The sequence below is a fragment of the Dyella nitratireducens genome (genome assembly GCF_014642835.1).
Taxonomy (GTDB): domain Bacteria; phylum Pseudomonadota; class Gammaproteobacteria; order Xanthomonadales; family Rhodanobacteraceae; genus Dyella_B; species Dyella_B nitratireducens.
The window spans coordinates 2,301,699-2,325,387 of record NZ_BMJA01000001.1; the positions used below are offsets into that span (position 1 = coordinate 2,301,699).

The following is a 23,689-nucleotide window of genomic DNA, read 5'->3' on the forward strand; positions in this document are numbered from 1 at the left end:
AGGGCGTGCAGTTACCTAAGTCCAAGGCGCTACACAAGTTCCTTTCGTCGTCCCGACGAGCCATCCCTGGAGCCCATCCCCATGCTAAGGATCGTACGGCTTGCGCTGGAGCGGCCTTATACCTTCGTCGTTCTCGCGCTGCTGATCCTGATTGTCGGGCCATTGGCTGCCTTGCGCACGCCAACCGACATTTTTCCGGATATCAAGATCCCGGTGATTGCGGTGGTATGGACGTACACCGGCCTGCCGCCGGACCAGATGGCCGGCCGTATTGCCTCGCCGTTTGAGCGCGTGCTCACCACCACGGTGAACGACGTGGAGCATATCGAGGCCAAGTCGATCGCCGGCTACGGCATCATCAAGATCTTCTTCCAGCCCAGCGTCAACATTGCCACTGCCAACGCACAGGTGACGGCAGTCGCGCAGACGATGCTCAAGCAGTTGCCGCCGGGCATTACCCCGCCGCTGATCCTCAACTACAACGCCTCGACGGTGCCGATCCTGCAGCTTGCGCTATCGGGCAAGGGTCTTAGCGAACAGAACCTGGGCGACTTGGGGCTAAACATCCTGCGCCCGCAGCTCGTTTCGGTCGCCGGCGCGGCAATCCCTTATCCCTATGGCGGCAAGACGCGCCAGGTGCAGATCGACGTCGATTCTGCGGCACTGCAGGCGCGCGGTTTGTCGGCGCAAGACGTGGCCAATGCGCTGGCCGCACAGAATCTGATCATCCCGGTTGGCACGCAGAAAATCGGCACGTTCGAGTACACGCTGAATCTCAACAACTCGCCGTCCGACATCAACGAACTGGGCAATCTGCCGATCAAGCAAGTGAACGGCACCACCATCTACATCCGTGACGTGGCCCACGTGCGCGACGGCGCGCCGCCGCAGACCAACATCGTGCACGTGGACGGCAACCGTTCGGTGCTGCTGACCATCCTGAAGAACGGCTCGGCGTCGACGCTGGCGATCGTGTCCGGCATCAAGCAGCGCTTGGCCGACAGCAAGGGCATTCTGCCGGATAACCTCAAAGTCACGCCCATCGGCGATCAGTCGCTGTTCGTGCGCGCTGCCATCACCGGCGTGGCGCGCGAAGGCGTGATCGCCGCGGCGCTCACCAGCCTGATGATCCTGTTGTTCCTGGGCAGCTGGCGTTCCACCGTGATTATCGCCGTGTCGATTCCGCTGGCGATTCTTGGCGCCATCGCGCTGCTGTCGGCCTTCGGCGAAACGCTCAACATCATGACATTGGGTGGTCTGGCGCTGGCGGTCGGTATTCTGGTGGACGATGCCACCGTCACCATCGAGAACATCAACTGGCACCTTGAGCACGGCAAGGATGTGGAAACGTCGATCATCGACGGCGCCAAGCAGATTGTGACGCCGGCCTTCGTGTCGCTGTTGTGCATCTGCATCGTGTTCGTGCCGATGTTCTTCCTGGATGGTGTGGCACGTTTCCTGTTCGTGCCGATGGCGGAGGCGGTGATCTTCGCGATGGTGTGCTCGTTCATCCTCTCGCGCACGCTGGTGCCGACGATGGCGAAGTTCCTGTTGAAGCCGCATACACCGCATGTCGACGAGCAGGGCAAACATGCAGCGCCATCGCGCAATCCGTTGGTGCGCTTCCAGCGTGCCTTCGAGGCACGTTTCGAACGTATCCGCGCGACGTATCACGGCATGCTGGATCTGGCGCTCGCGCATCGCCGGCCGTTCGTGCTCGGCTTCCTTGCTTTCGTGCTGGTGTCTTTTCTGCTGGTGCCGTTCCTGGGCCGCAACTTCTTCCCTGATGTGGACGGCGGCCAGATCCTGATGCACGTGCGCGCGCAGGTCGGCACGCGCGTGGAAGAAACCGCCAACCTGTTCAACAAGATCGAGGGCACTGTGCGTGCAGTCATTCCGCCCAAGGACCTGGGCACGGTGGTGGACAACATGGGCCTGTCCAGCAGCGGCATCAACACCACGTACAACAACACCGGCTTGATCGGCGAGCAGGACGGCGACATCCAGATTGCCCTCAACGAAGGCCATCGCCCCACGGCCGAATACGTGCGCAAGTTGCGCGAGCTGCTGCCGCGCCAATATCCGAGCGCGACGTTCTCGTTCCCGCCGGCGGATATCGTCAGCCAGATCCTGAACTTCGGTTCGCCTGCGCCGATCGATCTGCAGATTCGTGGCCCGAACCTGGCAGCCAACTTTACGTACGCGAACAACCTGCTTGGCCAGATCAAGCGTGTTCCGGGCGTGGTCGATGCGCGCATCCAGGAATCGCAGGCCAATCCCGCCTTCGACGTCAACGTCGATCGCACGCAGGCGCAGTTGCTCGGCATCACTGAGCGCGACGTCACCAACAGCCTGGTGGTGAACCTGGCCGGTTCCAGCCAGGTGGCGCCCACGTTCTGGCTCAATCCGGTCAACGGCGTGTCGTATCCGATCGTGATGCAAACGCCGCAGTACGCGCTCGACAGTCTGGCGCAGCTGCGCAATCTGCCGGTCAATGGCAGTAACGGGCAGGAGCAGGTCCTGGGTGGCCTGGTGACGCTCAAACGCAACGATACCAACGCAGTGGTCGACCAGTACGACATCCAGTCGGTGGTGCAGATCTATGCCGCCACGCAGGACCGCGATCTTGGCGCCGTTGCGGCCGACGTGCAGAAGCTGATTGACAACACAGCCAGCCAACAGCCGAAAGGTTCGCACGTCGTGCTGCTTGGCCAGGTTCAAACCATGAACAGCGCCTTCTCAGGTTTGCTGTTCGGCTTGCTCGGCGCGGTCGTGCTGATCTATCTGTTGATCGTGGTGAACTTCCAATCGTGGAGTGATCCGTTCGTGATCATCACCGCGCTGCCTGCCGCATTGGCCGGCATCGTGTGGATACTGTTCGCCACGCATACACCGCTGTCGGTACCGGCGCTGACCGGCGCGATCATGTGCATGGGCGTGGCTACCGCCAACTCGATCCTGGTGGTGAGCTTCTGCCGCGAACGTCTAGCCGAGCACGGGGATGCCACGCTGGCGGCGCTCGAAGCCGGCTTCACGCGCTTCCGTCCCGTCTGCATGACCGCCTTGGCCATGATCATCGGCATGGCGCCGATGGCGTTGGGCCTGGGCGAGGGCGGTGAACAGAACGCACCGCTTGGTCGCGCGGTGATCGGCGGCCTGATTTTCGCCACCGGCGCCACCCTACTGTTCGTGCCCGTGGTGTTCAGCATCATTCATGGACGCCAAGCGTCCAAGGCCATTCGTGCTTCTGGAGAACCTGGTTATGTCGTCTGAAGCAACCCTTCATCCTTCGCAGAAGCTATCCAAGCGTGGCTTGCACCTCGCCGGCGTCGTGATCGCCACCATCCTGGTTGCCATCGTGGTGATCGGCCTGATTACACGCGCGACGCAGGCGAACAGCTTGAAGAGCTGGACGCAGGAACAAGCCGTGCCGACCGTCAGCGTGGTGATGCCGGAACTCGGTAAAACCGGTCCGGTGCTGGATCTGCCCGGCCAGCTGCAGGCTTATACGCGTGCACCGATCTACGCGCAGGTAAGCGGTTATCTGAAAGGGTGGAAGACCGACATCGGTGCACCAGTGAAAGCCGGCGAATTGCTCGGTGAAATTTCCACGCCAGAACTCGATCAACAGCTGCAGCAGGCACGCGCGGATCTCGCCAGCACCAAGGCGAATGCCGATTTGGCTGCGGTAACGGCGAAGCGCTGGCAAGCCATGCTGAGCAGCGATTCAGTGGCGCAGCAAGATGTCGATCAACGCACCGCCGACTACACCGCCAAGCTGGCGCTGATGAAGGCGGCGCAGGCCAACGTGGATCGGCTGGAGGCGGCCAAGGCGTTTGCACGCATCGTTGCGCCGTTCGATGGCGTGGTGACGGCGCGCGATACCGACGTCGGCGCGCTGATCAATGCGGGCGGCGGCACCGGCCCTGAACTGTTCGTGGTGTCGGATATCCACAAGCTGCGTGTATACGTGCAGGTGCCGCAGCGCTACGGGCCGTCCGTTCGTCCTGGCAGCAACGCCGTGCTCATGGTGCCCGAATATCCGGGTCGCGAGTTCCATGCGCAGGTGGTCGCTACATCCAATGCGGTCAATACCACCTCCGGCACGACGCTGGTGCAGTTGCAGGTCGACAATGCCGACAATCAACTCATGCCCGGAGCTTTCGCCCATGTGCGCTTCCACCTGCCGGTCGATACCACTGCGTTGCGCGTACCCGCCAGCTCGCTGATTTTCGACAACGGCGGTTTGCGCGTGGCGACGGTCGGCACCGGTGACAAGGTTGCCTTCAAGCAGGTGAGCATCCTGTTCGACTACGGCAAGACGGTGGAAATCGGCAGTGGTCTCAGTACCGATGACCGCGTCATCGACAGCCCACCCGATGGCATCAAGGACGGCGATGTCGTGAAGCTGGCCACGGATGACATGAAGCTTGCCACCGAAGACACAACGGCCAAGCCGCATGAAAAAGCTTGAGTCTTTTCTTTCCGTGATGGTCGCTGTCGCGCTTGGCGGTTGCTCGCTGGCGCCGGCCTATCAGCCACCGGCCACGCCGCAAGCACAGGCTTATCGTGATGTTGGCCCGTGGGTGAATGCACAGCCTGCCGACCAGCTGTCGCGCCAGAGCTGGTGGCGGCTGTACAGCGATGCCGAACTGGATACGTTGCAAACCAAACTGCTGGCGAGCAATGCCGATCTGGCTGCCGCCTTGGCGCACTACCAGCAAGCGCAAGCCTATGCGATGCAGGCGCGCTCTGAGTTGTTTCCGCAGATCGGCGCCGGTGCCACCGGCGTACGCCAGCGCGAGTCCGATCATGCACCGCCACTGCGCAACGCTTCCGCACCAGCCGATTACAACAGCTACACCGTCGGCGCGCAGGCCAGTTACGAAGTCGACCTGTGGGGCCGCGTGCGCAACACGGTCGAAGCAGGGCGCGACAATGCGCTGGCCGCGCAAGCCGATCTCGCTTCCGCGCAACTGAGTTTGCAGGCCGAGCTTGCCGACAGTTACATGCAGTTGCGCGGCCTGGACCAACAGATCGAGCTGTTGCAGCAGACCATCCAGGCGTACGAGAAAGCGCTGAAGCTCACACAGACCCTGCACGGTGGCGGCATCGTGTCCGGCCTCGACGTATCGCGTGCACAGACACAGCTTTCCGATACGCGTTCGCAGTGGTCGCAGACGCTCGCACAACGTGCCCTGATGCAGGACACGATCGCCGTGCTGGTCGGCGAGAACGCCGCCAACTTCAGCCTGCCGGCCATCACCGAACCGGTTCCGGTGCCCGTGGTGCCGCTCGATGTGCCTTCCACGTTGTTGCAACGCCGTCCCGACGTGGCTGCTGCAGAACGCCGCGTAGCCGCCGCCAATGCCGGTATCGGCGTTGCACGCGCCGCGTGGTTCCCGTCACTCACGCTCAATGCGCAAGGCGGCTATCAGAGTACTGGCTGGGCCAACCTGCTCACGGCAGGTAATCGCATCTGGGCACTGGGACCAACGCTTGCCCTGGATCTGTTCGACGGCGGTTACCGCAAAGCCACCATCCAGGCTGCCAAGGCGAAGACCGATGAAGCCGGCGCCACCTACCGCGGCGTCGTGCTGACGGCCTTCCAGCAAGTGCAGGACAACCTCGCGCTACTCGATCACCTCGGCACCGCCAGCGCCAATCAGAAAGATGCTGCCGACGCCGCCCAGCATGCGCTGGACCTGTCGATGAGCCAGTACAAGCATGGTGCGGTTAGTTACCTCGATGTAGTGCAGGCGCAGACGGTGGCGTTGCAAGAAAAACGCGGTTTGCTCGATCTGGACACACAGCGTTTGCGCGCCAGCGTGGAATTGATCCGTGCGCTGGGTGGCGGCTGGTCGGCTGAACAATTGGCGCAGAAGTAACGTAGGTTGGGGTGCAAACCCCAACATGGCCATGCTTGTGGCCGCACCCAATGTTGGGGTTTGCACCCCAACCTACGAATTGTCATCCATACAAATTGTCATCAAATTGCCGCCGTAGGCACGCCAAACTCGACGATGCGCTACCCAAACAGGGTCGCCGGCACCGGTTCATCTTGCCGGTGCCGACCGCATTGCAACGGCGGAGGAACCATGCGGATCCTGGTGGTGGAGGACGATCTCGAAACGGCCGCCTATCTGAAAACCAGCCTCTCCGGCACGGTTGAAGCCGTCGATTGCGCGCACGATGGCTCTGCCGGTTGGCGGCTGGCGCATACCGGCGATTACGATCTCCTGGTGGTCGACCGCATGCTGCCGCACATCGACGGCGTCTCGCTGGTGCGTCATTTGCGTGCGGAAGGCAAGCACATGCCGGTGCTGATGCTTTCGGCCTTGGGCGAGTGCGATTCGCGCGTGGAAGGGCTGGAGGCGGGCGCGGATGATTACCTGGGCAAACCTTTTGCGCTCAGTGAGCTGAAGGCGCGCATCGGCGCGCTGGCGCGCCGGGTTCCGCCACTCGATACGCACACGCGACTGTGCGTGGCTGACCTGCAGCTGGATTTGCGTACGCGCGAGGTGTACCGCGCGCAGCAGCCGATCGAATTGCAGCCGCGCGAATTTCGCCTGCTGGAATACCTGATGACGCAAGCCGGCAAAGTGGTGACGCGTTCCATGCTGCTTGAGCATGTGTGGGAATTTCATTTCGATCCGCAAACCAGCGTGGTCGAAACCCATATCAGCCGCCTGCGCGCGAAGATCGATCGCGGCTATGCCGTGCCGCTGCTGCATACCATTCGCGGCACTGGATATTGCCTGCGTGCGCCCGACTAGCTTCATCCGTACGGCGACTTTTCGCATGGCTGTGCTGCAAGCCATGCTGTTCGCGTGTGTCGTCGCCGGCCTGTTTGGCCTGGTATGGCGTGAAATCCATACGTATGTAGCCGATCAATTACGCATCGCCGTGCAAATGGAAACCGCGAGCCTGCGCGAAGCGGCGCGCGACGGCATGCTCGAGCCGCAGATCCGGCAGCGTTTGTCGGTCAAGCAGGAAGGTGCTGATTATTACTTGCTGAGTGACGAACACGGACAGCGCGTGGCTGGCAATCTGCTGTTTCATCCCACCACCGCCGGCTGGCAACGCGTACCGATTCACGACACGATCGGCATTCACGCGCATCACGCCTCACAGGTGGACTTGTTGGTAACGCCATTGGACGGCGGACGCTGGCTGACGGTAGGGCGGGACAACCGCGACATCGGCGAGCTCGACGAAAATCTCGGGCGCTACTTCTTCGTGAGCGTCGGTGCGGCGATGTTGTTCGCCCTGTTTTCAGGCGGTATTGCCGGACACGTGTTCGTGAAATCCGTCGACAACCTGAGCGCGCGTGCCGAACGCATCGTCGCCGGCGAGGAAGCCGGTCCCTTGCGCCTGAAGCGGGGCAGTGAGGAATTTGTTCAGCTGGCTGGACGGCTCAACCGCATCCTCGAGCGCATGCACACGCTGATGGAAAACATGCGGCAAGTGTCTAACGACATCGCGCACGATCTGCGCACACCGCTTACCCGTTTGCGCCAGCGCCTGGAATCGGCATGCGATGAGCAGCGCGAACCGGCGCAGCAACGCCAGGCCATCGAAGGTTGCATCGCGGAAGTCGACCATGTGCTGGCCACCTTCGGCGCGCTGTTGCGCATTTCACGGATCCAGGCACGGGAACGCAAGGCAGGTTTCTCCGCCATGGATCTGTCAGAGCTATTCGTATCGATGGCCGAGGTCTACCGGCCGGTGGCCGAAGATGCCGGACGCAGTGTCGATGCCAAGATACAACCGGGGCTTGCCTTCAAGGGTGATCGCGCACTGCTTACGCAAATGCTCGCCAACCTGATCGAAAACGCAATTCATCACACGCCGACGGGAACACGCATCACGGTTTCGCTGATGCAGACCATGCAGGGCGTTGTCGGCTGCATCGAAGACACCGGTCCCGGCATTCCATCGGGAGACCGTAAGCGCGTGTTCAACCGCTTCGTGCGCCTGGACAGCAGTCGCACGTCACCCGGGAGCGGCCTTGGCTTGGCATTGGTGGCAGCTATTGCCGAATTGCACCGCATACCGCTGACCCTGTTGGATCGTCAGCCGGGATTGGCAGTCGAAATACGCTTCACATAGGTTGGGGTGCAAACCCCAACGTTGCCATGCTCGCGCTAGCGCCATGTTGGGGCTTGCACCCCAACCTACGTGAAGCTCAGCCGGAAGCTTACGAATCCGTATAGTGACTGCATTCTCGCTGTCATCGCGCCCGCCTACGTTGATGACTTCCGTGGTTAGTCCGGGTGAGGACTGCCCACGTGCCGTCAGCAGCGAGGAAAAAGTGATGTCTCTTGCACGTGCTTGCCGTAAGGCTCTGGGCTTGATGGTGTTGGCGCTGCCCACCGTGGTGCTGGCGGCGCCCAGCGGCGTCAATGGTCACGTCGAGGCGGCCAATACCCATGCACCTGTCGCGGGTGCCCACATTGAACTGCGCGAAGCTCAGCGCACCGCCACCACCGACCGCAACGGCAATTTCAGCCTAGCCAATGTGGCGCCGGGTGTTTACACCTTGGTGATCAGCGTGCCGGGGCAGGGTGAGCTGGAACGGCAAGTCACCGTGCAGGAGCGCAAGCCGGCGGTCGAGAATTTTGTGGTCGGCAACGCCGTGACATCGCTCGGTCAGGTGAGTGTGTTTGCTGCGGCTACGCCCGACGAACAGGCGCGCGCGCAACAGCAGCAAGCGCCAAACATGATCTTCGTGCAGCCGCAGGCCGCCATCGAGCGTTTGCCGGACGTGAACGCGGGTGAAGCCGTACGCCGCTTGCCCGGTGTTTCGCTGGAAACCGACACCGGTGAAGGCCGCTTCGTCAACATCCGCGGCCTGGACGCCGACCTCAACAGCACCACCTTCGACGGCGTGCGCATGATGCCTACGAACGTCGCCACGCCATCAGGTGGTGGCCGTGCCGTGGCGTTCGATTCCATTCCCGCGGGTCTGGTTGGTTCGCTGACTGTGACCAATACCAATATGCCTGACCAGGACGCCGAGGCGCTTGGCGGCACCATCGAAATCACCTCCAAGCAGATGCCCAAGGACAAGGACCAGTTCATCGACCTGCAACTGGGCACCGGCCTTGAGAATCTGCGCGATACACCGATCCACAATTACGAAATGACCGGCGGCCTGCGCTTCGGCCCCAGCGCCAACTACAAGCCGTTCACGGTCATCGGTACGGTGAACTATTACCAGGATCATCGTGCCATCGACGATGTCGAAGCAGGCTATGTCGATCAGCAGGGCGCAGGGGTGCCGGACAAGGCGTTTTCAGCGCTGGACCAGCGTTACTACAACTATCAGCGCTCGCGCCTGGGCTATGGCGTGGAATTCGACTTCCAACCGGATGAAGACAACAAGTGGTTCGCGCGTTACTTCGATGCCGGCTATACCGAGCGCAAGAGCCGCGACAATCTGATTTTCAATTTTGCCGGCGCACCGGTGGTCGATCCCAACAATCCGAATGGCCTGATCGACGATGCCGCCTATCAACGCGGCAATGAGCACGAAAAGGAAACCATTGATTCGCGCGTCGCCATGATCGGCGGCCAGAACGATTTCCACAGCTGGCGCACGGATTATCACGTGGCGATGTCGATCGGCTCGTACAACAAGCCGTACGACTACAACTCAACCTTCGTCAGCGGCAGCCCGAACCCCGGCAATCCCGATGGCTCCGGCCAGGCGATCATCGCGTACGACAACATCACGCGGCCTAATTACCCGAGCTACAGCATCCTGCAGGGACAGAACCCGGCCAACCCGAGCGGCTACACCCTGAGCGACTTCAGCAACGGCAGCGAACACGATCACGACCAGGAATACAACCTTGGTGACAACGTCACCGTGCCTACGCATTGGTTTTCGACCAGCACGGACGAATTCATCAAGTTCGGCGTGAATGCACGTGTGCGCAGCCGCCACAACGCGCAAGACAACTTCGACTACAACCCGCCGGCCTTGCCATTGTCCGATGCCATACAGGGCGGTCCGATCACCTACTACGACGGCCACTACGACATCGGTCCGCTGATCAATCCGCAAACCATCATCAATCTGCTCACCAGCAACCCCGGCATTTTCACGGAAAATACGGCGAATGATTTTCTTGCCGACCTGCAATCGCGGGGTCGCGACCGCGAGAACATCTTTGCCGGCTACGCCGAATACCAGTTCCAGCCGGTCGACAAGTTGAGCATTCTCGGCGGCGTGCGCTACGAGGCGACGCGAGCGCGTTATGAAGGCATGAACGTCATCACCAACAATGGCAATCTGGTCAGCTACTCGCCGAACATCACCCAGCGCAATTACGGCAATGTGTTTCCTTCGCTGCAGCTGAAATACAGCTTCCAGCCGGACCTGATCGGCCGCGTGGTGTATTCGAAGACCATCGCTCGCCCGGGTTTCCAGCAGGTGACGCCCTCCACGCAGGTGGACGACGTCAACAATGTGGTGTCGCAGGGCAACCCGGCGCTCAAGCCCACCTACAGCGACAACATCGATGCCTCCTTCGAATACTACTTGCCCGAAGGTGGCCTGGCTTATGCGGGTTTCTTCGACAAGGAGCTGACCAATTACATCGTGCCGCTGGCGTCGGTCCAGACCATCAACAACCCGGTAGGCATCCTGGACGTATTCACGCCGGGCACATTGGTCACGTTCAGCAGCTATGAAAATATCTCTTCGGCATTCGCACGCGGTCTCCAGCTGGTCTATGTCGACCGCTTCCGCGGGTTGCCCGGTGCGCTCAGCGGCCTTGGCGTGAATACCAACTTCACCTACGTCGATTCCCGTATTCAGATCCATCCCGGCTTGTATTCGATGCTGCCGTCCACGTCGCGCGATACGGCCAACTTCTCGTTGACCTACGAGTATCAGGGCCTGCGTTTGGATCTTGGCGCTTATCACGAAAGCAAGAACATCTTTGCGCTGGGCGGGCCGCTGTACACCAACGCGGATGGCACGCCGTCGAGTGTTTATGCCGATCAGTATTCGTCAGCGCGCACGTCGCTGGATTTCGGCGCCAGTTATGCCTTCAACGACACTCTGTCGGTGTACTTTGGCGCAAAGAACCTCACCAACACCAAGCTGCGGTTTACGGAAACTTCCAACGACAACCGCCCGATTCAGCGCGAGTTCTACGATCAAACCTTTACGGCCGGTGTGCGCATCCACCTCTGATGCGCACGCCGCGCAGGTTGGGTGCGAACCCTGATATCTCCACGGTTTTTTCCGTCCACCGCGGCACATTCCGCATTGGCCGAAATGAGAGTCGTAGGGGAAGCGTATTTTCATCGCGTGGCCGCCGGCACGCTGATCTACGCGTGCCAAACCCATGCAACAATACGCGGATCCTCGCAGGAGTCCCGCATGACCACCAAGCCCAACGCCGACACCAGCATCAACAAGGAAGGCGGCACGGATGCAGTCAACCCGCCGGGTGGCATGCATGGTCCGCATCACAGTGCCTTGGATATGGAAGAAATCGCCGCTCACGACGAAGCGCAGCACGAAGACGCGCTGCGCAACTCTTCCTTGCGAGTGCCGCGTTAGTTGATCGCCGTGTTGTCGGACAGCTGATCCGGCAGCACGAATTGAAAGCCACGCTGCTCGAGCTGGGTGAGCATGTCATCGAGCACGGCGGCAGTGAGAGGCGTTTCGTGCATCAGCAGAATGGACTGGTCTTCCGTCTGCGTAAGGCTGAAATACATCATTTGTTCGGGCTGTTTGACCCAGCTGTCTTCACTGTTGGCGTTCCATAGCACCTGTTGCATGCCGAGCGACTTCACCACGGTGGTAATCGCTGGCGTGGTCGAGCCGAACGGCGGCCGGAAATAGTTGGGGCGTTTGCCGGTTACGTCGGCGATGCGCTGGTTGCAGCTTTCGATCTGATTCCTGATGTCGGGCTGCGAAAGCTGCGCAAGATTCGGGTGATCGTACGTGTGGTTGCCGATCACATCGCCGGCGCTCTCGAACTTGGCAAGCTCGCCGCGCGTATCGTTATTGATGTGGCTGCATACCAGGAAAAACACGGCATGGGCATGATGCTTCTGCAGCGTTGCCAGGATCTGCTCATCCAGGCCGTGGCCGTAAGGGCCGTCATCGAAGGTCAGCACCGCATATTTGCGGCCGGCCAGCATGTCGCTGACCTTGCGCAAGCTGAAGCTGCTCGCGTGCTTGATGCCGTTCATTTCCGGATCGAGCACGAAACGCGGCGTCGCCATGTGATACGCGGTCAGCAACATCGCGTAAAGCACGAACGTCATCAATATTCCGCAAAGTGCGACATAACGGCGGTAGATATACAACGCCAACATCATGGCAGCTTACTCATCAGGTAGAGTCGTCACTCACCGCGCCTGCGCGAAAAGCCGGCGCCGGGAGTCCTGCCAAAGGTCGTAGTGTCCGTGCCCCTGATTCATCGTCTTACGTCGTTGGCAACGGCGTTGATGCACGTGCCATGCCAAGGCATGTTAACCCTGCCTCCAGGATGTCAGGAGCGGCCTTCACATCGCGAAGACGTGACGAATTTGACAAGAAGATCTTCGAAGGCAATCGGCGCTCGGCACCGTCCTTCACATAGCTGACTGCGGTGGCCTGCTGTGACTTGTGTAGAAGACGTGAAGATGTGACACGCCGTGTCTGTTAGTGCCCAACACGCCCCAGCCGCAGATCCGCCTGCAGCATGAATTCCCGCCCATAAATGTTGTAGTTCAGGTCGTTGAAATAGGGATATTGCACGTAGCCCATATCGTTGGGCGGCATCTTGTTGGCGAGGTTATTGATCAGCAGGGATAGCGCAAGGTTGCGAGTGGGGTGATAAGTGGCGCTGGCATTGAGGGTGATCCACGGGGATACGCGGGCTGCGCCAAGCGAGCCGATGCCCACGTTGGTGGCGACATAATTGGGCGATGGCCCGTAGCGGTGTCCATACACCGTGCTGCTCCATCGCCCACCCGGGCTGGTCCATGTGATGCTCCCGCTGGTGATGCTCTTGAATTCCGTGCTGTACAGCGCGTTGGCAAGCTGGTTGATCGGTGCCTGGCCCGGTGCAAGCTGATAGGTGTGGTGCAGCATGTCGTTGTAATCGAACTGCAGCGTGACCATGCCGAGATGAAAGAGGGCAAAGCGGTAGCGTGCATTGCCCAGGATGGATTTCGTCACTTCATTGGCGAGATTCGCGTAATACGTAGTGACACTGTCAATCGAGCCATGGCTGCCTTGGCGCTGCACCTGGTTGAGCGCAGCACGGCATGCGGCCGAGGTGGCGTCAAGCTGGCCGAGCAGGCATTGCGCATCCGTGCGCAGCAGCAGATCCACATCCTGCTGCACCACTTCATTCTGAATGGCGATGTGCAGGTAATCGAGGCTGAGATCGACGCCATCCATCGGTGACCACACCACGCCGGTGGTCCAGCTTTGTGCCGATGTGGGCTGCAGCTTCGGATTGGCCAGCGTCGTGCCTTGGATGTTGTATTGATAAGCCGTACCGCAGGTCGCGCTGTGCGCTTGGGCGCAGAAGTAGTAGTCGGTGGCGGTCGTGTAGAAATCCGTCGGCCCCAGGAAGATGGAAGAAAGATCCGGCGCCTTGAACGAGGTGGTGTAGTTGGCTCGCAACAGCAAGCTATCCACGGGTCGGTATTCCACCCCCATCTTGTACGTGAACTTCCGGCTGTCGCCGCTTCGGTCGACCGAGTAATAGTCGTAACGGCCGGACAGATCCAAGGTCAGTGACTTCAACAGCGGCAAGTTCAATTCAAAGGCGGTCGCCGCGTGGAACCGCTGTCCGCCACCACCGGTGGCCGCATGCTCGAAGATGTCGCCTTGTGTGAATAGCGGATTGAGCGGCTCGTACCACGCTTCGCTACCGCCCTCGGCCAGCACGGCAAACCCCGCGTCGCCGCCCGGCAGCGCAAACAGCGATGCATTGCTGAGCGTGGCGCGCGTATCGTTGATCCAGGTATTGCTGAATTCATCGACGCCGCGTGCGAAGCTTGCATATTGCGCGGGCGTGATGGGCCGAAAGAAGGCCGCATAATCAGGGTTATACATGTTCACACCGCTTTGCGGATCGACACCTACCAGCGGCCCGAGCATGTTTCCGAAGACCGCATCGATCTTCGATTTGATCCACAAGGGTTCGACCACTTCGGTGCGGTCGCCAGTGCGCAGGTAATAGATATCCCAATCCCAGCCCGAATCGCCCCAGCGTCCGTTGGCGCCGATATCGGCCTGGTAGAGCAGATCATTCTGCCGATCCATCTGTCCCACCACGCCACCAGGCATTTCTTCCGGCGCAAAGGATTTTTCGAAATACAAGTAATGGCCAGTGGTGGCGTCTTCGACCAATTGGTGCGGAAAATCGTCAGTCGCCCAATCGGAAACACCCGGGAACCAACGCTGCTCCTGCCAATTCACCATCGCGTCGCCATAAAGCCGGACGTGGTCGGAGACCTTGTAGGCAAGCTTCAGCATGCCATCCACATTGCGCAGCTGATTGCTGTATGTCGTGTAGCCATCGACCTTGCGAGAGCCGCAATACGTACCTGGAGGGCTAGGCGGCTGCGCGGGGAAAGGCATCGTGCTGCCACCAAAAAGCTGACTGGCACAACCGTTCGGTGGCGTTAGATTGCCAAGCGCGTTACCCGTAAACGTATGAGCCGTGCCGTAGTCGAGAACGGCAGCCTGCAGCCCCGGCACGCTATCGTTGGCCGTCAAGGAACGCTGATAACCCCAAATCGGCGATGCGCTGTCGAATTCGAGCGCGCCGAGCACGCGCCACTTTCCGAAATCATGGCCATACACGCCGCTGATGCGTTGATTGGCGCCGCCGCTGTTGGAGTAACCGCCGGCGCGCACCGATATTTCCCCACCATCCAGGTGCGATTTGGTGACGATGTTGATCACGCCGCCGATCGCTTGCGAGCCATAGATCGATGAAGCACCGCCCGGCATCACATCGATATGGTCGATGAGGCCCACGGGAAAATTCGCCACGCTGGCGAAGTTGATGCTGCCGTTGTAGAGGCGTCCAAAGTTCGCCACCGGTTTGCCGTCCAGCAGAATCAGCGTGAACTGCGGCCCCAGTCCGAACAGGCTCACCGGCTGGGCGCCCTGCGTGAATGTTCGTGCCGCTTGTGGCCCTTGCACCGAACCGGTCGCCAGCACCAGGTTCTGCAGCACGTCGGACAAGTTGTTGAAACCGCGCGCACGGATGTCGGCAGCGGTAATGGTGATCGTGGGTGTTGCCGTCTGGATGTCGGCGTTGCTGATCAATGAGCCGCTAACGGTGACGGTGTTGAGCGTCTTGGGTTGTTCGACAACGGCGTGCTTGGCCGCCGCCGCTTCGGACGGTTGATGAAGCGCCGCGACGGGCTCCAGCACGAAGGTGGCGGCATTGATGGATTTCCAGCTCAGGCCCGTGCCGGCCAGCAATTGCTTCAACGCATCGGCCGGCAGCAGGCGCCCGGATACGCCGTGCGTGATCTTGCCAGCGACCAAGGCCGGATCGTAGACGAGCTGGATATCGCCTTGGGCGGCGAGCGCGTCCAGTGCATTGCGCAAAGGTCCGGCGGTGACGGTATAGGTTTGTGCCTTGGCCGTGGATTCGCCGGCAAGCGCCGGAGGCGGCATGGACATCACGGCAATGCCGCCAAACAGCAGCGGACGCAAGCATGCGACGCCGCGACGAAGCAGGGAGGCGGGCGCTCCAACGTGATCCCTGATGCGCGGCAAACGAATCCGCGGCATCCATCCCCCACTGCTCCCGCGCATTCCGCTCTTCAGCCTCCCCGTCCCATCCCCGCAAAGGGACATGTCCCCGCCCGCATGTCCGGGCAGTTCGATAATAGGGCAAGGCGGGACGTTCGTGCGGTCTCATCGCCATAAGCTAAGAGCCGGTCCGCGCGACGCGCACGGACCGGCTCAGGGCAGCCGCAGATGACAACCTCAGCGATGGATCGATAGAAAAAAGCTGAGCTTGCCGTCCCAGCCACATGGCCAAGCTTGGCACGCGTCCCTGCGTGCCCAAACTCAAGATCAGAACGTCAGGGTCCAGCTGTTGAGCGTGCCGTAGTCGCCGTAGTACTGCGGATCGTTGTCGATCACCTTCAGCTTCCACGTGCCATTGGCCGGTACCGACGAGGCATTTACCGTCCAGGTAGTATTGATGTTGCCGTCATCGCCGTAGTCGGGGTTCTGCAGCACGGCGTAGGCGCCGTTCGGTGCCACCAGCTCGATGGTCAGGTCGCCCGACCAGTTGTGCGTGATGTTGGCGTGCACCTTCAGCGCGGACGGTGCACTGCCGGACAGACCGCTCACCGCGATGCTGCTGGTAATGGTGGCGTTGTCGTTGATCACCACTTGCTTGGTGTTGCTGAACACGCCGCTGGTGCCACCACTGCTGCTGCTCACCGTCACCGACGTGGACTTGGTATTGGTCGCGCCGGTGCTGTCCGTGACGGTCAGTGTGACGGTGTAGGTGCCGGCAGCCGTATAGGTGTGGCTGGGGCTGGCCGATGTGGACGTGCTGTTATCGCCGAAGTTCCAGGCATACGAGCTGATCGTGGCACCAGTGTCGGTGGAGCTGTTGGTGAAGCTCACCGTCAGCCCGTTCACCGTATCGGTGAAGTTCGCCACCGGCGTGCCGGTGCTGCCGCCACCGCCGCTGCTCGTGCCGCCCCAATATTTGGTGACGTAAGCGTTGAACTTGGCGATGTCGAGGCTGCCCCAGCCGGTGGTGTTGTCGTAACCCGCGGCGGCGTTGTAGCCATAGCCGTTGTAACCGTTGTTGCCCGAGGTCACGTCATGCAGCGGCGTGGCGTCCTTCGGGAAGTAGGTGTACATGTTCTGCGTCGGCAGGCCGAGCGTGTTGTTGTTGGCCGATTCGACACGTGCCCACAAACCCACGAACAGCGGCGAGGCAAGGCTGGTGCCACCAACCTGCTGGTTGGCCTGGCCGTTGATCACGATCAACGCGCCCGAACTGGATGCGGCGTCGAACGCCACGTCAGGAAGCTCGCGCTTGGTGACCGATGCGCCGAGCGCCGTGCTCTGCCATGCGGGTGCGCTTTCGAACAAGCTCACGCCGCCACCGGTGGCCCACAGGCGTTGGTTGTTGTCGTTGTTGTTGGGATCGACGGCGGCCAGGCCTTCGTTCCACACCGTTTCACCGGACCACGTGGTGGTGCCGCTGGTACTCAGGGTGGTGCCGCCGACAGCGACCACGTTCGGCGACGTCGCCGGTTCGCTGACGCCATAGTGGCTGAGATCGATCTCTACCGTGCCGCTCGAATTGGCGATGTAGCCCGGTGCGCCTTCGGTCGGATCGCTCGACCACTGATACACGCCTGCGTCGCCCGCGGCGATCGAGAACACCTGACCCTGTGCAACCGCTTGCGCGAACACCTTGTCGTCCGCGGCCTGCGTGCCGGAGTTGTTGGCGGCGGTTTCGTCTTCGCCCAGCGATACGTTGATCACCTTCGCCACATTGTCGGTCACGGCCTTGTTGTAGGCGGCAGTGATGGCGGCATCGGTCAGCTGGCTGTCCTGGCTGTCGCCGTTGATCGCCGCATAAAAAATCAGCTGCTTCACGCCGCCGGACATGGCCACGATGTCCTGGCTGTCCAGATCCCATTCCGAGGGATCGCCGTCGTTGGCCAACGTGCCGCTGCCGCCTGCAACGGTGGCCGTGTTCACCGTCGCCAAGCCTGCGCTCTGGGTGAAGCTGTTCAAGTCGCTGATCGTCTGGGTCATGTCGCCCCAGGTGATGATGCCGACCACGGTGTCGGAAGCGGTCGGCGTGCTGCCGGCGTCATAGATCTTGGGAAAATCCGTGGGGTTGTGGCCCACGACGCCAGCGGCAGCTTGTGCCTTGGCGACATCGCTGCTGATGCGATGCGACATCACGTGCGGCTTGGCGTAATCCTGTAAGCCCAGCACGCCATCCACGATACCGCCGAGCGACTGCGGAACCGTCACGTCGGTGCTGTTGGCGAAATGCTGCTTGCCCTTGAAGCTGAAGGTCTTCATGTTGGCGTTGAACGCGGCATTCGCGTTTGCAGCGGTGCCGTCTGCAGAGACCAGCAAGTTGTTCGCCGCAACCTTGATGTTCTTGAAGCCGGAACTCTTCAGGTGCGTGACTACGGCCTGCACCTGTGCATCCGTCGGTGCGTATTGCGCCTTGAACTGCGCCGGCGTCAGAAAGTGATGGTAGTTGCTGCTGCCGGGCTGGTTCACCGACGCGAGAAAATTCTGCAGCTGATCAACATTGCGCAGATTGAGGCTGACTTCCACGTGCATCGCCTTGCTGGCTTCCAGCGGCGCGATTTGCGTGGCGTCGATGGAAGGATGTCCGGTCATCACCAGCGTGGAAAGGTTGTTGCCAACGTTTTGAATGCCGGCATGCGTGCGCGTGGCCACCCGCATGTCGGTGGCGTGCGCCGTCGACAGCAAGGCCAGCGACAAGGCTGCCGGCAACAGCAGTGGACGAATCCCCAAAAGCCCGAAATGTTTCGACATGTATGAACTCCCTCGATTTTTTAAGGGCGAACGAAGCCGATGCGGCTCGCAAGCCCCATGCGATAGTTGTTGCCGCACGTGCGGCAGGTCGATTCACAGCGATGCCCGGCGACGTTGAATGCACTGCACGACGGCTGCGTCCCCTCGATCCCTCCACGCAAGCCGTGTTGTAGCGTCGCCGGTTTTTAAGACGTGGGTGGAGAAGACAACCCTACCTGACAGGTGCAAGCTTGCTAGGAGTTTGCGTGATATGTCATGGACTGATACGCATGAAGCGCGAGCGATGTCGTGCGCAGGCATTAACATGATTCGCTGTCATATTTGCGAAAAAGGCGACACTCACATCGATGCTGTTTCAGCGCGAATCGTCATTCCGGCGAAGGCCGGAATCCATCGCCAGTACGAAGCATGGATTCCGGCCTTCGCCGGAATGACGTACGGTGATGAAATGCTTTGCGGCGGACTCTTAGGTGCGCGGCATTCGCGCTAGGTGAACCTTCAACGCAACAACACAACTTGCGTTTCACTCACCCGCTTCGCGCGAATCGCCCAACCCTGCTGCAGCAGCTGCAAGAACGTCTGCTGATCGTTGGTGCGGAAAATACCGCTGACATGGATGTTCTGCAGCGATGGATCGCCAATCGAAAGCTTCGTATGGCTATAGCGATTCATCTCGAGCACCAAGCGCGACAGCCGCCAGTCGTGCACGAACAGCTTGCCTTGCGTCCAGCCTTGCGCCTGCTGCAGATCGAGCGGATACACCGGCGTGATGCGTCCGTCTTCATCGAATGCCAGGCCTTGTCCACCGATCAGCGACGCGCTTTGCATCGCGCCGTCCGGTGCCCGCGTGGCAATGGCCAGCTTGCCTTGCAGTAGCGCCACATCGGTGGAGCCATCGTTGAGGCGCACCTGGAATTGCGTGCCGACGGCGGTGACGGTGCCGCTACCCGCATGCACCACGAATGGCCAGGCATGATTCCCATGCACGCTGAATTGCGCCTGCCCGTGCAGCAGATCCACGCGCCGCGTGCTTGAGCTATAGCTCACCGTGATCTGGGTATCGGTGTCGAGCAGGATCGACGAGCCGTCCTCCAACTGCACCGTGCGCTGCTGGCCTGCTGTGGTCGCATAGGCGGTGCTGGCCACGGCAGCGGGTGCCGCAAGCCAGCGGGGCAGGGCAATCACTGCAATGAGTATGGCCAGGCCGGCGGCCATGGCAGGGAGCAGCCAACGACGCGGCGCGCGCGTATCTGGCTCGGTACGCAGGGCGCGCCATGCTGCCGCCATGACGGCGGGATCCTTGACCGCCGCCTCGCTGCGCTTCCATAGCTGTTCCAGCTCGCGGTACGCCGCCGCATGCGCGGGATCGGCGTTGCGCCAACGCTCGAATGCGGCGCGTTCTTCCGCCGGGCAGTTCCTGTCGAGCAGGCGCGCGAACCACTGTTCCGCCTCGTCTTGCGAGCCGGTTGGTATCCGCCCGTTGGCATTTTCCCTGTCCATGCTCATTAAAACGTTTCCGTCGAAGAATCACCTACCTTGCGCCGCAAATGCGCAAGGGCAGTGGCCAGGTGTTTCTCGACCATCTTCACCGAGATGCCGCACCGGCTGGCGATCTCCGCATGGCTCATGTCGTGCACGCGCTTGAGCAGGTACACGCGCTGGCATTTGGGTGGCAGCTCCAGAATCGCCTTGGAAAGGCGCGCTACCTGCTGGTCGTAAAGCGCGCGCTGCTCGGGGGTGTGCTCGCCCGCGGCGATATCCAGGCCATCCAGCGCGACGTGGTCTTTGTTGTGATGGCTCAGGGCAACGCGGTACTGGTCGTGGGCCACGTTCACCGCGATCCTGTACAAAAGCTGTTTCCAGGCTGACGGCGGCTCCGACTCGCGATACCGCAGCAGTTTGGCCATGCTTTCCTGCGCCGCATCTTCCGCATCCTGCTCGCTGGCCGTGCGCGCACGCAGGAACTGCAGCAGGCCACGGAACTGGCCGCGCAGGAACGTTTCGAAACTATGCGTGTTGTCATGTGCTCCGATAGCCGGCATACCCGGCCCCCCGATCGGCGCACTCTCCCGCTTGTCTTTCATCCCCGTCTTCTTACCTGCCCCACTCAGCGTGGGACGAATGTGGCGCAAAACGGGGTGGTATGCAAATCGGGTGGTTGCCGTGGCCGCTGCTTCAAACGCTTGATTCCCTGCCTGGGAAGCACCTGAAGTACTCCCGTTGGCACCACTTCGGTTTCACAAGCCGGGGAGGATTTTGTCACACATGCCGATGCAAGCTTGATCCATCCAAGGTTGCGAGACGATGCCTCCGTGAACGTGGCAATACAGCTTGAAAAACATGAAGTGTCAGGCCTGGAAAGCGTGGCGGAAGGGCGCACGTCGGCCGTATCCGAATCGATCGCCTCGCGTTTGCTTGCCATGGGTTTGGTACAGGAACTGGGTGAAGCAGGACGTGGCGTGAGACTTCAACTCACATCCAAAGGTTTGTCCTTCATTCGTTCCAGCGACCAGTGACATCCGCTCAACTCAGAATCACGATTCCGCCAGGCAACGACGTGACTTTCGCACCGTACGCATCCTGGATCAGCGCAGCCACGTCGGCGAGTTGATTGAGCGAAAACCGCGCCTGTACTTTGCGCGCGGCAAGATCATCGTTGGCAAGGATGATCTTGCCCGGACGGTAGCGATTGATTTCACGCACCACGTCAGCCAACGACTGACCGTCGAAAATCAATACGCGCCGCCGCCAGGCCATCGTGACTTCAAGATCCGCCGGCATCACTTGGCCGACGCTTCCGTTCCCGAACTCGGCGCGTTGCGCCGTCTTGAGCACGGCGGTTTGTCCTTGATAGCGCAACGTGGTGGTGCCGTCCAATCCGGTGACTTGCACACCGGCGTCATCACAACGCACGTTGCACTTGCCCATGGTGCTGACATCGATGCGGCCGCCGCCGGCAAACACGCTCATCGGGCGCGTGTCCGGTGCAGTGGCCTTTATCTGGATTTCGCCGCTCAACAGATCGATGCCGGTGACCTGGCCGTTCGACTTGCGCAAGTTCATGGTGGTTTGCGTATTCATCTGCACCACGATGCCCTGGCCCAGATCCACTTCGCGCTGTTCACCCGTCGCGGTGCGATAGTCGGCCGCCATGTCGGACAGCGAGGGCCACAGCTGCAGCGGTGGATGCACCACCACCAGCGCAGCCGATGCGGCAACGGCCGCACCGAGAAAGGCGCGGCGACTCATCCGCGGCCGGCCTGCCGCGCGTTGGGCTTCGACCGCGCTGCGTGTCCGTTCGCTGGCCAGCCAGGCCTGCGTGGCCGGTCCCAGGTTTTCCCACAGACGACGGGTTTCCGCGAACGCTTCCACATGCGCGGCGCTTTGTCCGCACCAGTGCTCAAAGGCGCGCGCATCCTGCGCCGTGGCCGCACCCGACGTCAGGCGCAGCAACCAATGCTGCGCTTCCTTGTGCAGCGCGGCACGACGATGGGCCATGTGATCGAGTATCGGCATACCTCTATGACTCTTTTCCCGCGCCAGGACCGAACCGCTGAATCACTTTGCGATCGAGACGCTTGCCGCAATGTTCCAATGCTTTTTTCAGCTCCTTGCCCACCATGCGCACAGAGATACCGAACCGGCGGGCGATGTCCTCCTGCGATACATCCTCGACGCGGGCGGCAATCAGGATGGCGCGCTGGCGTTCGGTCAACTCGTCCAGTGCCCGTTCCAGTACGTGCACTTCCTGCTGGGCATGCACCACCCTGGCCGGATCCAGCATATCCGCGCCGACGTTCAACAGATCTTCCACCTCGGTGCCGGTGAGGTAGCGTGCTTCGGCGTGACGCTGGTCCGACGCGACGTTGATGGCCATGCGGAACAGATAGCCGGCCGGATTGCTCGATACGCAGGAACTGTCACCCATGCGTTCGATGCGCAGATACGTTTCCTGCAAGGCATCGTTGGCCAGTTCGTCGGAGCCCAGCCGGTTTTTCAGGCGCCGCCGCAGTTCCTGACGGCGCTCCATGAACAGGCGAAGCAGCGGTAATGACGAGGTTTCCATGGCTAAAGCCTCAATGCGCAGCCGGTAGCGCCGTGGCGCATACCGAAGCATCGTTCGCGTGTTCGGGCAGCAGCAGCAAGGTCATCGGTTGCGGCATGCCTGGCGGCGGCGGCTCGAGCACGAGCCGGTTCAACGCATGATGCAAGGCATAGTCACGCTGGCTGTCGATGGGGCTGAGCAACTTGGCTTTTTCGATGTGACCCGACGAAGCGATCCATATCTGCATGGCAAGCCGATACGTGCCTGGGCGCGTATCGTCGGATTGGCACAGCGCCGCTTCGATGGGTTTCTGGATTTTTCCTGCGTAGTGTTCGATCACGACTTCGCTTTCCTCCACCCCAAGGCTCTCCGGTATGTCACGCACCGTTCTGCCGACGGTTGCGTCCGGCTCCGCGCGCTTCAACGTGAACGCCTGGTCGCTGGAATACATCGCGACCAGCCCGGTCCCTGCGAGCAGCTTTTGTAATGCGTCGGTCTTGTTGAAACTCCCGTGCACGCCGGGAGATTGCCTGTCCTCCGCCAGCGTGTTGTCGACGAGCACCGCCTGTCCGGTGATCTCGCTATAGGTTCGCAATGCCGTCAGCAGCGGCTGCGGCGGTATGTCGAACGCGATGCTGTCATCGATGCGGAGCGGGCCGGCCCAGCCAGTCGAGGGCAAAGTTGCCTGAGACGCAGGGGAAGCTGTTTCCGCGGGAGATGCCAAGGGCAGCGTCAAACACCACACCCCACATAGAAGCCGCACACATGTAAACCGCACGCACGCAAACCGTGGGAATACGTAATCAAAACCCTTTGCTACGAAAGCGCTGCACGTTGTGTGGCCTCCTTGGACAAGTCATAGAGACTATGCGCGCAATATGACAGTGAATCGCGCGAAAACGTTTTTATCCCTCTCCCAAGGGGGAGGGTACCCGATGGTCTGTCGTGTGTCCGGACACATGACATCCACATGTCGAAAAACCCTGTCTACGCCCGCTCCATGAATTTTTCGTGACAAGGTTCAGTCCCGAAGTGAGAAGCGGGTCTATTCGGGCATGGATGTCGTGGACGGGCAGGGACGCCGCCTCAAATTTTTT

Annotated in this window: 17 protein-coding genes; 9 read left to right on the top strand and 8 right to left on the bottom strand. The window is 60.9% G+C overall.

Annotated elements, in window-relative coordinates; genetic code table 11:
- Positions 1-81 precede the first annotated feature (81 nt).
- The 7 genes from IEX75_RS10510 (at position 82) to IEX75_RS10540 (ending at position 11,581) form a co-directional block, all read left to right on the top strand.
- Entirely contained in the window at positions 82-3,273 is a 3,192-nt protein-coding gene (locus IEX75_RS10510) for an efflux RND transporter permease subunit (RefSeq protein WP_188794151.1), read from the top strand.
- On the top strand, positions 3,263-4,474 hold the full coding sequence (locus IEX75_RS10515; RefSeq protein ID WP_188794152.1) for an efflux RND transporter periplasmic adaptor subunit: 1,212 nt from the start codon (positions 3,263-3,265) through the stop codon (positions 4,472-4,474). The genes IEX75_RS10510 and IEX75_RS10515 overlap by 11 nt, the downstream gene beginning before the upstream one ends.
- Positions 4,461-5,888, top strand: a complete 1,428-nt coding sequence (locus IEX75_RS10520; RefSeq protein WP_188794153.1) for an efflux transporter outer membrane subunit — start codon at positions 4,461-4,463, stop codon at positions 5,886-5,888. The genes IEX75_RS10515 and IEX75_RS10520 overlap by 14 nt, the downstream gene beginning before the upstream one ends.
- Before the next feature lie 210 nt (positions 5,889-6,098).
- Positions 6,099-6,776, top strand: a complete 678-nt coding sequence (locus tag IEX75_RS10525; RefSeq protein WP_188794154.1) for a response regulator transcription factor — start codon at positions 6,099-6,101, stop codon at positions 6,774-6,776.
- A gap of 25 nt (positions 6,777-6,801) precedes the next feature.
- Positions 6,802-8,112: a sensor histidine kinase gene (locus IEX75_RS10530; protein WP_188794155.1), complete on the top strand. Its 1,311-nt coding sequence runs from the start codon at positions 6,802-6,804 to the stop codon at positions 8,110-8,112.
- Positions 8,113-8,317: 205 nt separating this feature from the next.
- Entirely contained in the window at positions 8,318-11,209 is a 2,892-nt protein-coding gene (locus IEX75_RS10535) for a TonB-dependent receptor (protein WP_188794156.1), read from the top strand.
- A gap of 189 nt (positions 11,210-11,398) precedes the next feature.
- Positions 11,399-11,581: a hypothetical protein gene (locus IEX75_RS10540; protein WP_188794157.1), complete on the top strand. Its 183-nt coding sequence runs from the start codon at positions 11,399-11,401 to the stop codon at positions 11,579-11,581.
- Here IEX75_RS10540 and IEX75_RS10545 read toward each other — a convergent pair.
- The 3 genes from IEX75_RS10545 to IEX75_RS10555 form a co-directional block, all read right to left on the bottom strand.
- Positions 11,578-12,348, bottom strand: a complete 771-nt coding sequence (locus IEX75_RS10545) for a polysaccharide deacetylase family protein (protein WP_188794158.1) — start codon at positions 12,346-12,348, stop codon at positions 11,578-11,580. The two genes, IEX75_RS10540 and IEX75_RS10545, sit on opposite strands and share 4 nt — an antisense overlap.
- Positions 12,349-12,673: 325 nt before the next feature.
- On the bottom strand, positions 12,674-15,700 hold the full coding sequence (locus tag IEX75_RS10550; RefSeq protein ID WP_188794159.1) for a TonB-dependent receptor: 3,027 nt from the start codon (positions 15,698-15,700) through the stop codon (positions 12,674-12,676).
- 366 nt (positions 15,701-16,066) lie between these two features.
- Positions 16,067-18,547 (bottom strand): protease pro-enzyme activation domain-containing protein, encoded by a 2,481-nt coding sequence (locus tag IEX75_RS10555; RefSeq protein WP_188794160.1) that lies wholly within the window; start codon positions 18,545-18,547, stop codon positions 16,067-16,069.
- A gap of 250 nt (positions 18,548-18,797) precedes the next feature.
- Here IEX75_RS10555 and IEX75_RS10560 point away from each other — a divergent pair, with 250 nt between their 5' ends.
- Positions 18,798-19,037, top strand: coding sequence for a hypothetical protein (locus IEX75_RS10560; RefSeq protein WP_188794161.1), 240 nt, complete (start codon positions 18,798-18,800; stop codon positions 19,035-19,037).
- An 8-nt stretch (positions 19,038-19,045) separates the two neighbouring features.
- Here IEX75_RS10560 and IEX75_RS10565 read toward each other — a convergent pair whose 3' ends face one another.
- Both IEX75_RS10565 and IEX75_RS10570 read right to left on the bottom strand, forming a co-directional pair.
- Entirely contained in the window at positions 19,046-20,053 is a 1,008-nt protein-coding gene (locus tag IEX75_RS10565; protein WP_188794162.1) for a FecR family protein, read from the bottom strand.
- Positions 20,053-20,631 (bottom strand): RNA polymerase sigma factor, encoded by a 579-nt coding sequence (locus IEX75_RS10570; RefSeq protein ID WP_188794163.1) that lies wholly within the window; start codon positions 20,629-20,631, stop codon positions 20,053-20,055. The genes IEX75_RS10565 and IEX75_RS10570 overlap by 1 nt, the downstream gene beginning before the upstream one ends.
- A 228-nt stretch (positions 20,632-20,859) precedes the next feature.
- Here IEX75_RS10570 and IEX75_RS10575 point away from each other — a divergent pair, with 228 nt between their 5' ends.
- Positions 20,860-21,063, top strand: a complete 204-nt coding sequence (locus IEX75_RS10575) for a hypothetical protein (RefSeq protein WP_188794164.1) — start codon at positions 20,860-20,862, stop codon at positions 21,061-21,063.
- 7 nt (positions 21,064-21,070) lie between these two features.
- On the opposite strand, the gene IEX75_RS10580 is transcribed toward IEX75_RS10575, so the two are convergent.
- From IEX75_RS10580 to IEX75_RS10590, 3 genes are read right to left on the bottom strand one after another with little or no spacing between them, the layout of a single operon-like run.
- A complete protein-coding gene (locus IEX75_RS10580; protein ID WP_188794165.1) occupies positions 21,071-22,063 on the bottom strand; it encodes a FecR family protein in 993 nt (330 codons plus the stop codon).
- 4 nt (positions 22,064-22,067) lie between these two features.
- Positions 22,068-22,613, bottom strand: coding sequence for an RNA polymerase sigma factor (locus tag IEX75_RS10585; RefSeq protein WP_188794166.1), 546 nt, complete (start codon positions 22,611-22,613; stop codon positions 22,068-22,070).
- A 10-nt stretch (positions 22,614-22,623) separates the two neighbouring features.
- A complete protein-coding gene (locus IEX75_RS10590) occupies positions 22,624-23,328 on the bottom strand; it encodes an STN domain-containing protein (RefSeq protein WP_229720734.1) in 705 nt (234 codons plus the stop codon).
- Positions 23,329-23,689 lie beyond the last annotated feature (361 nt).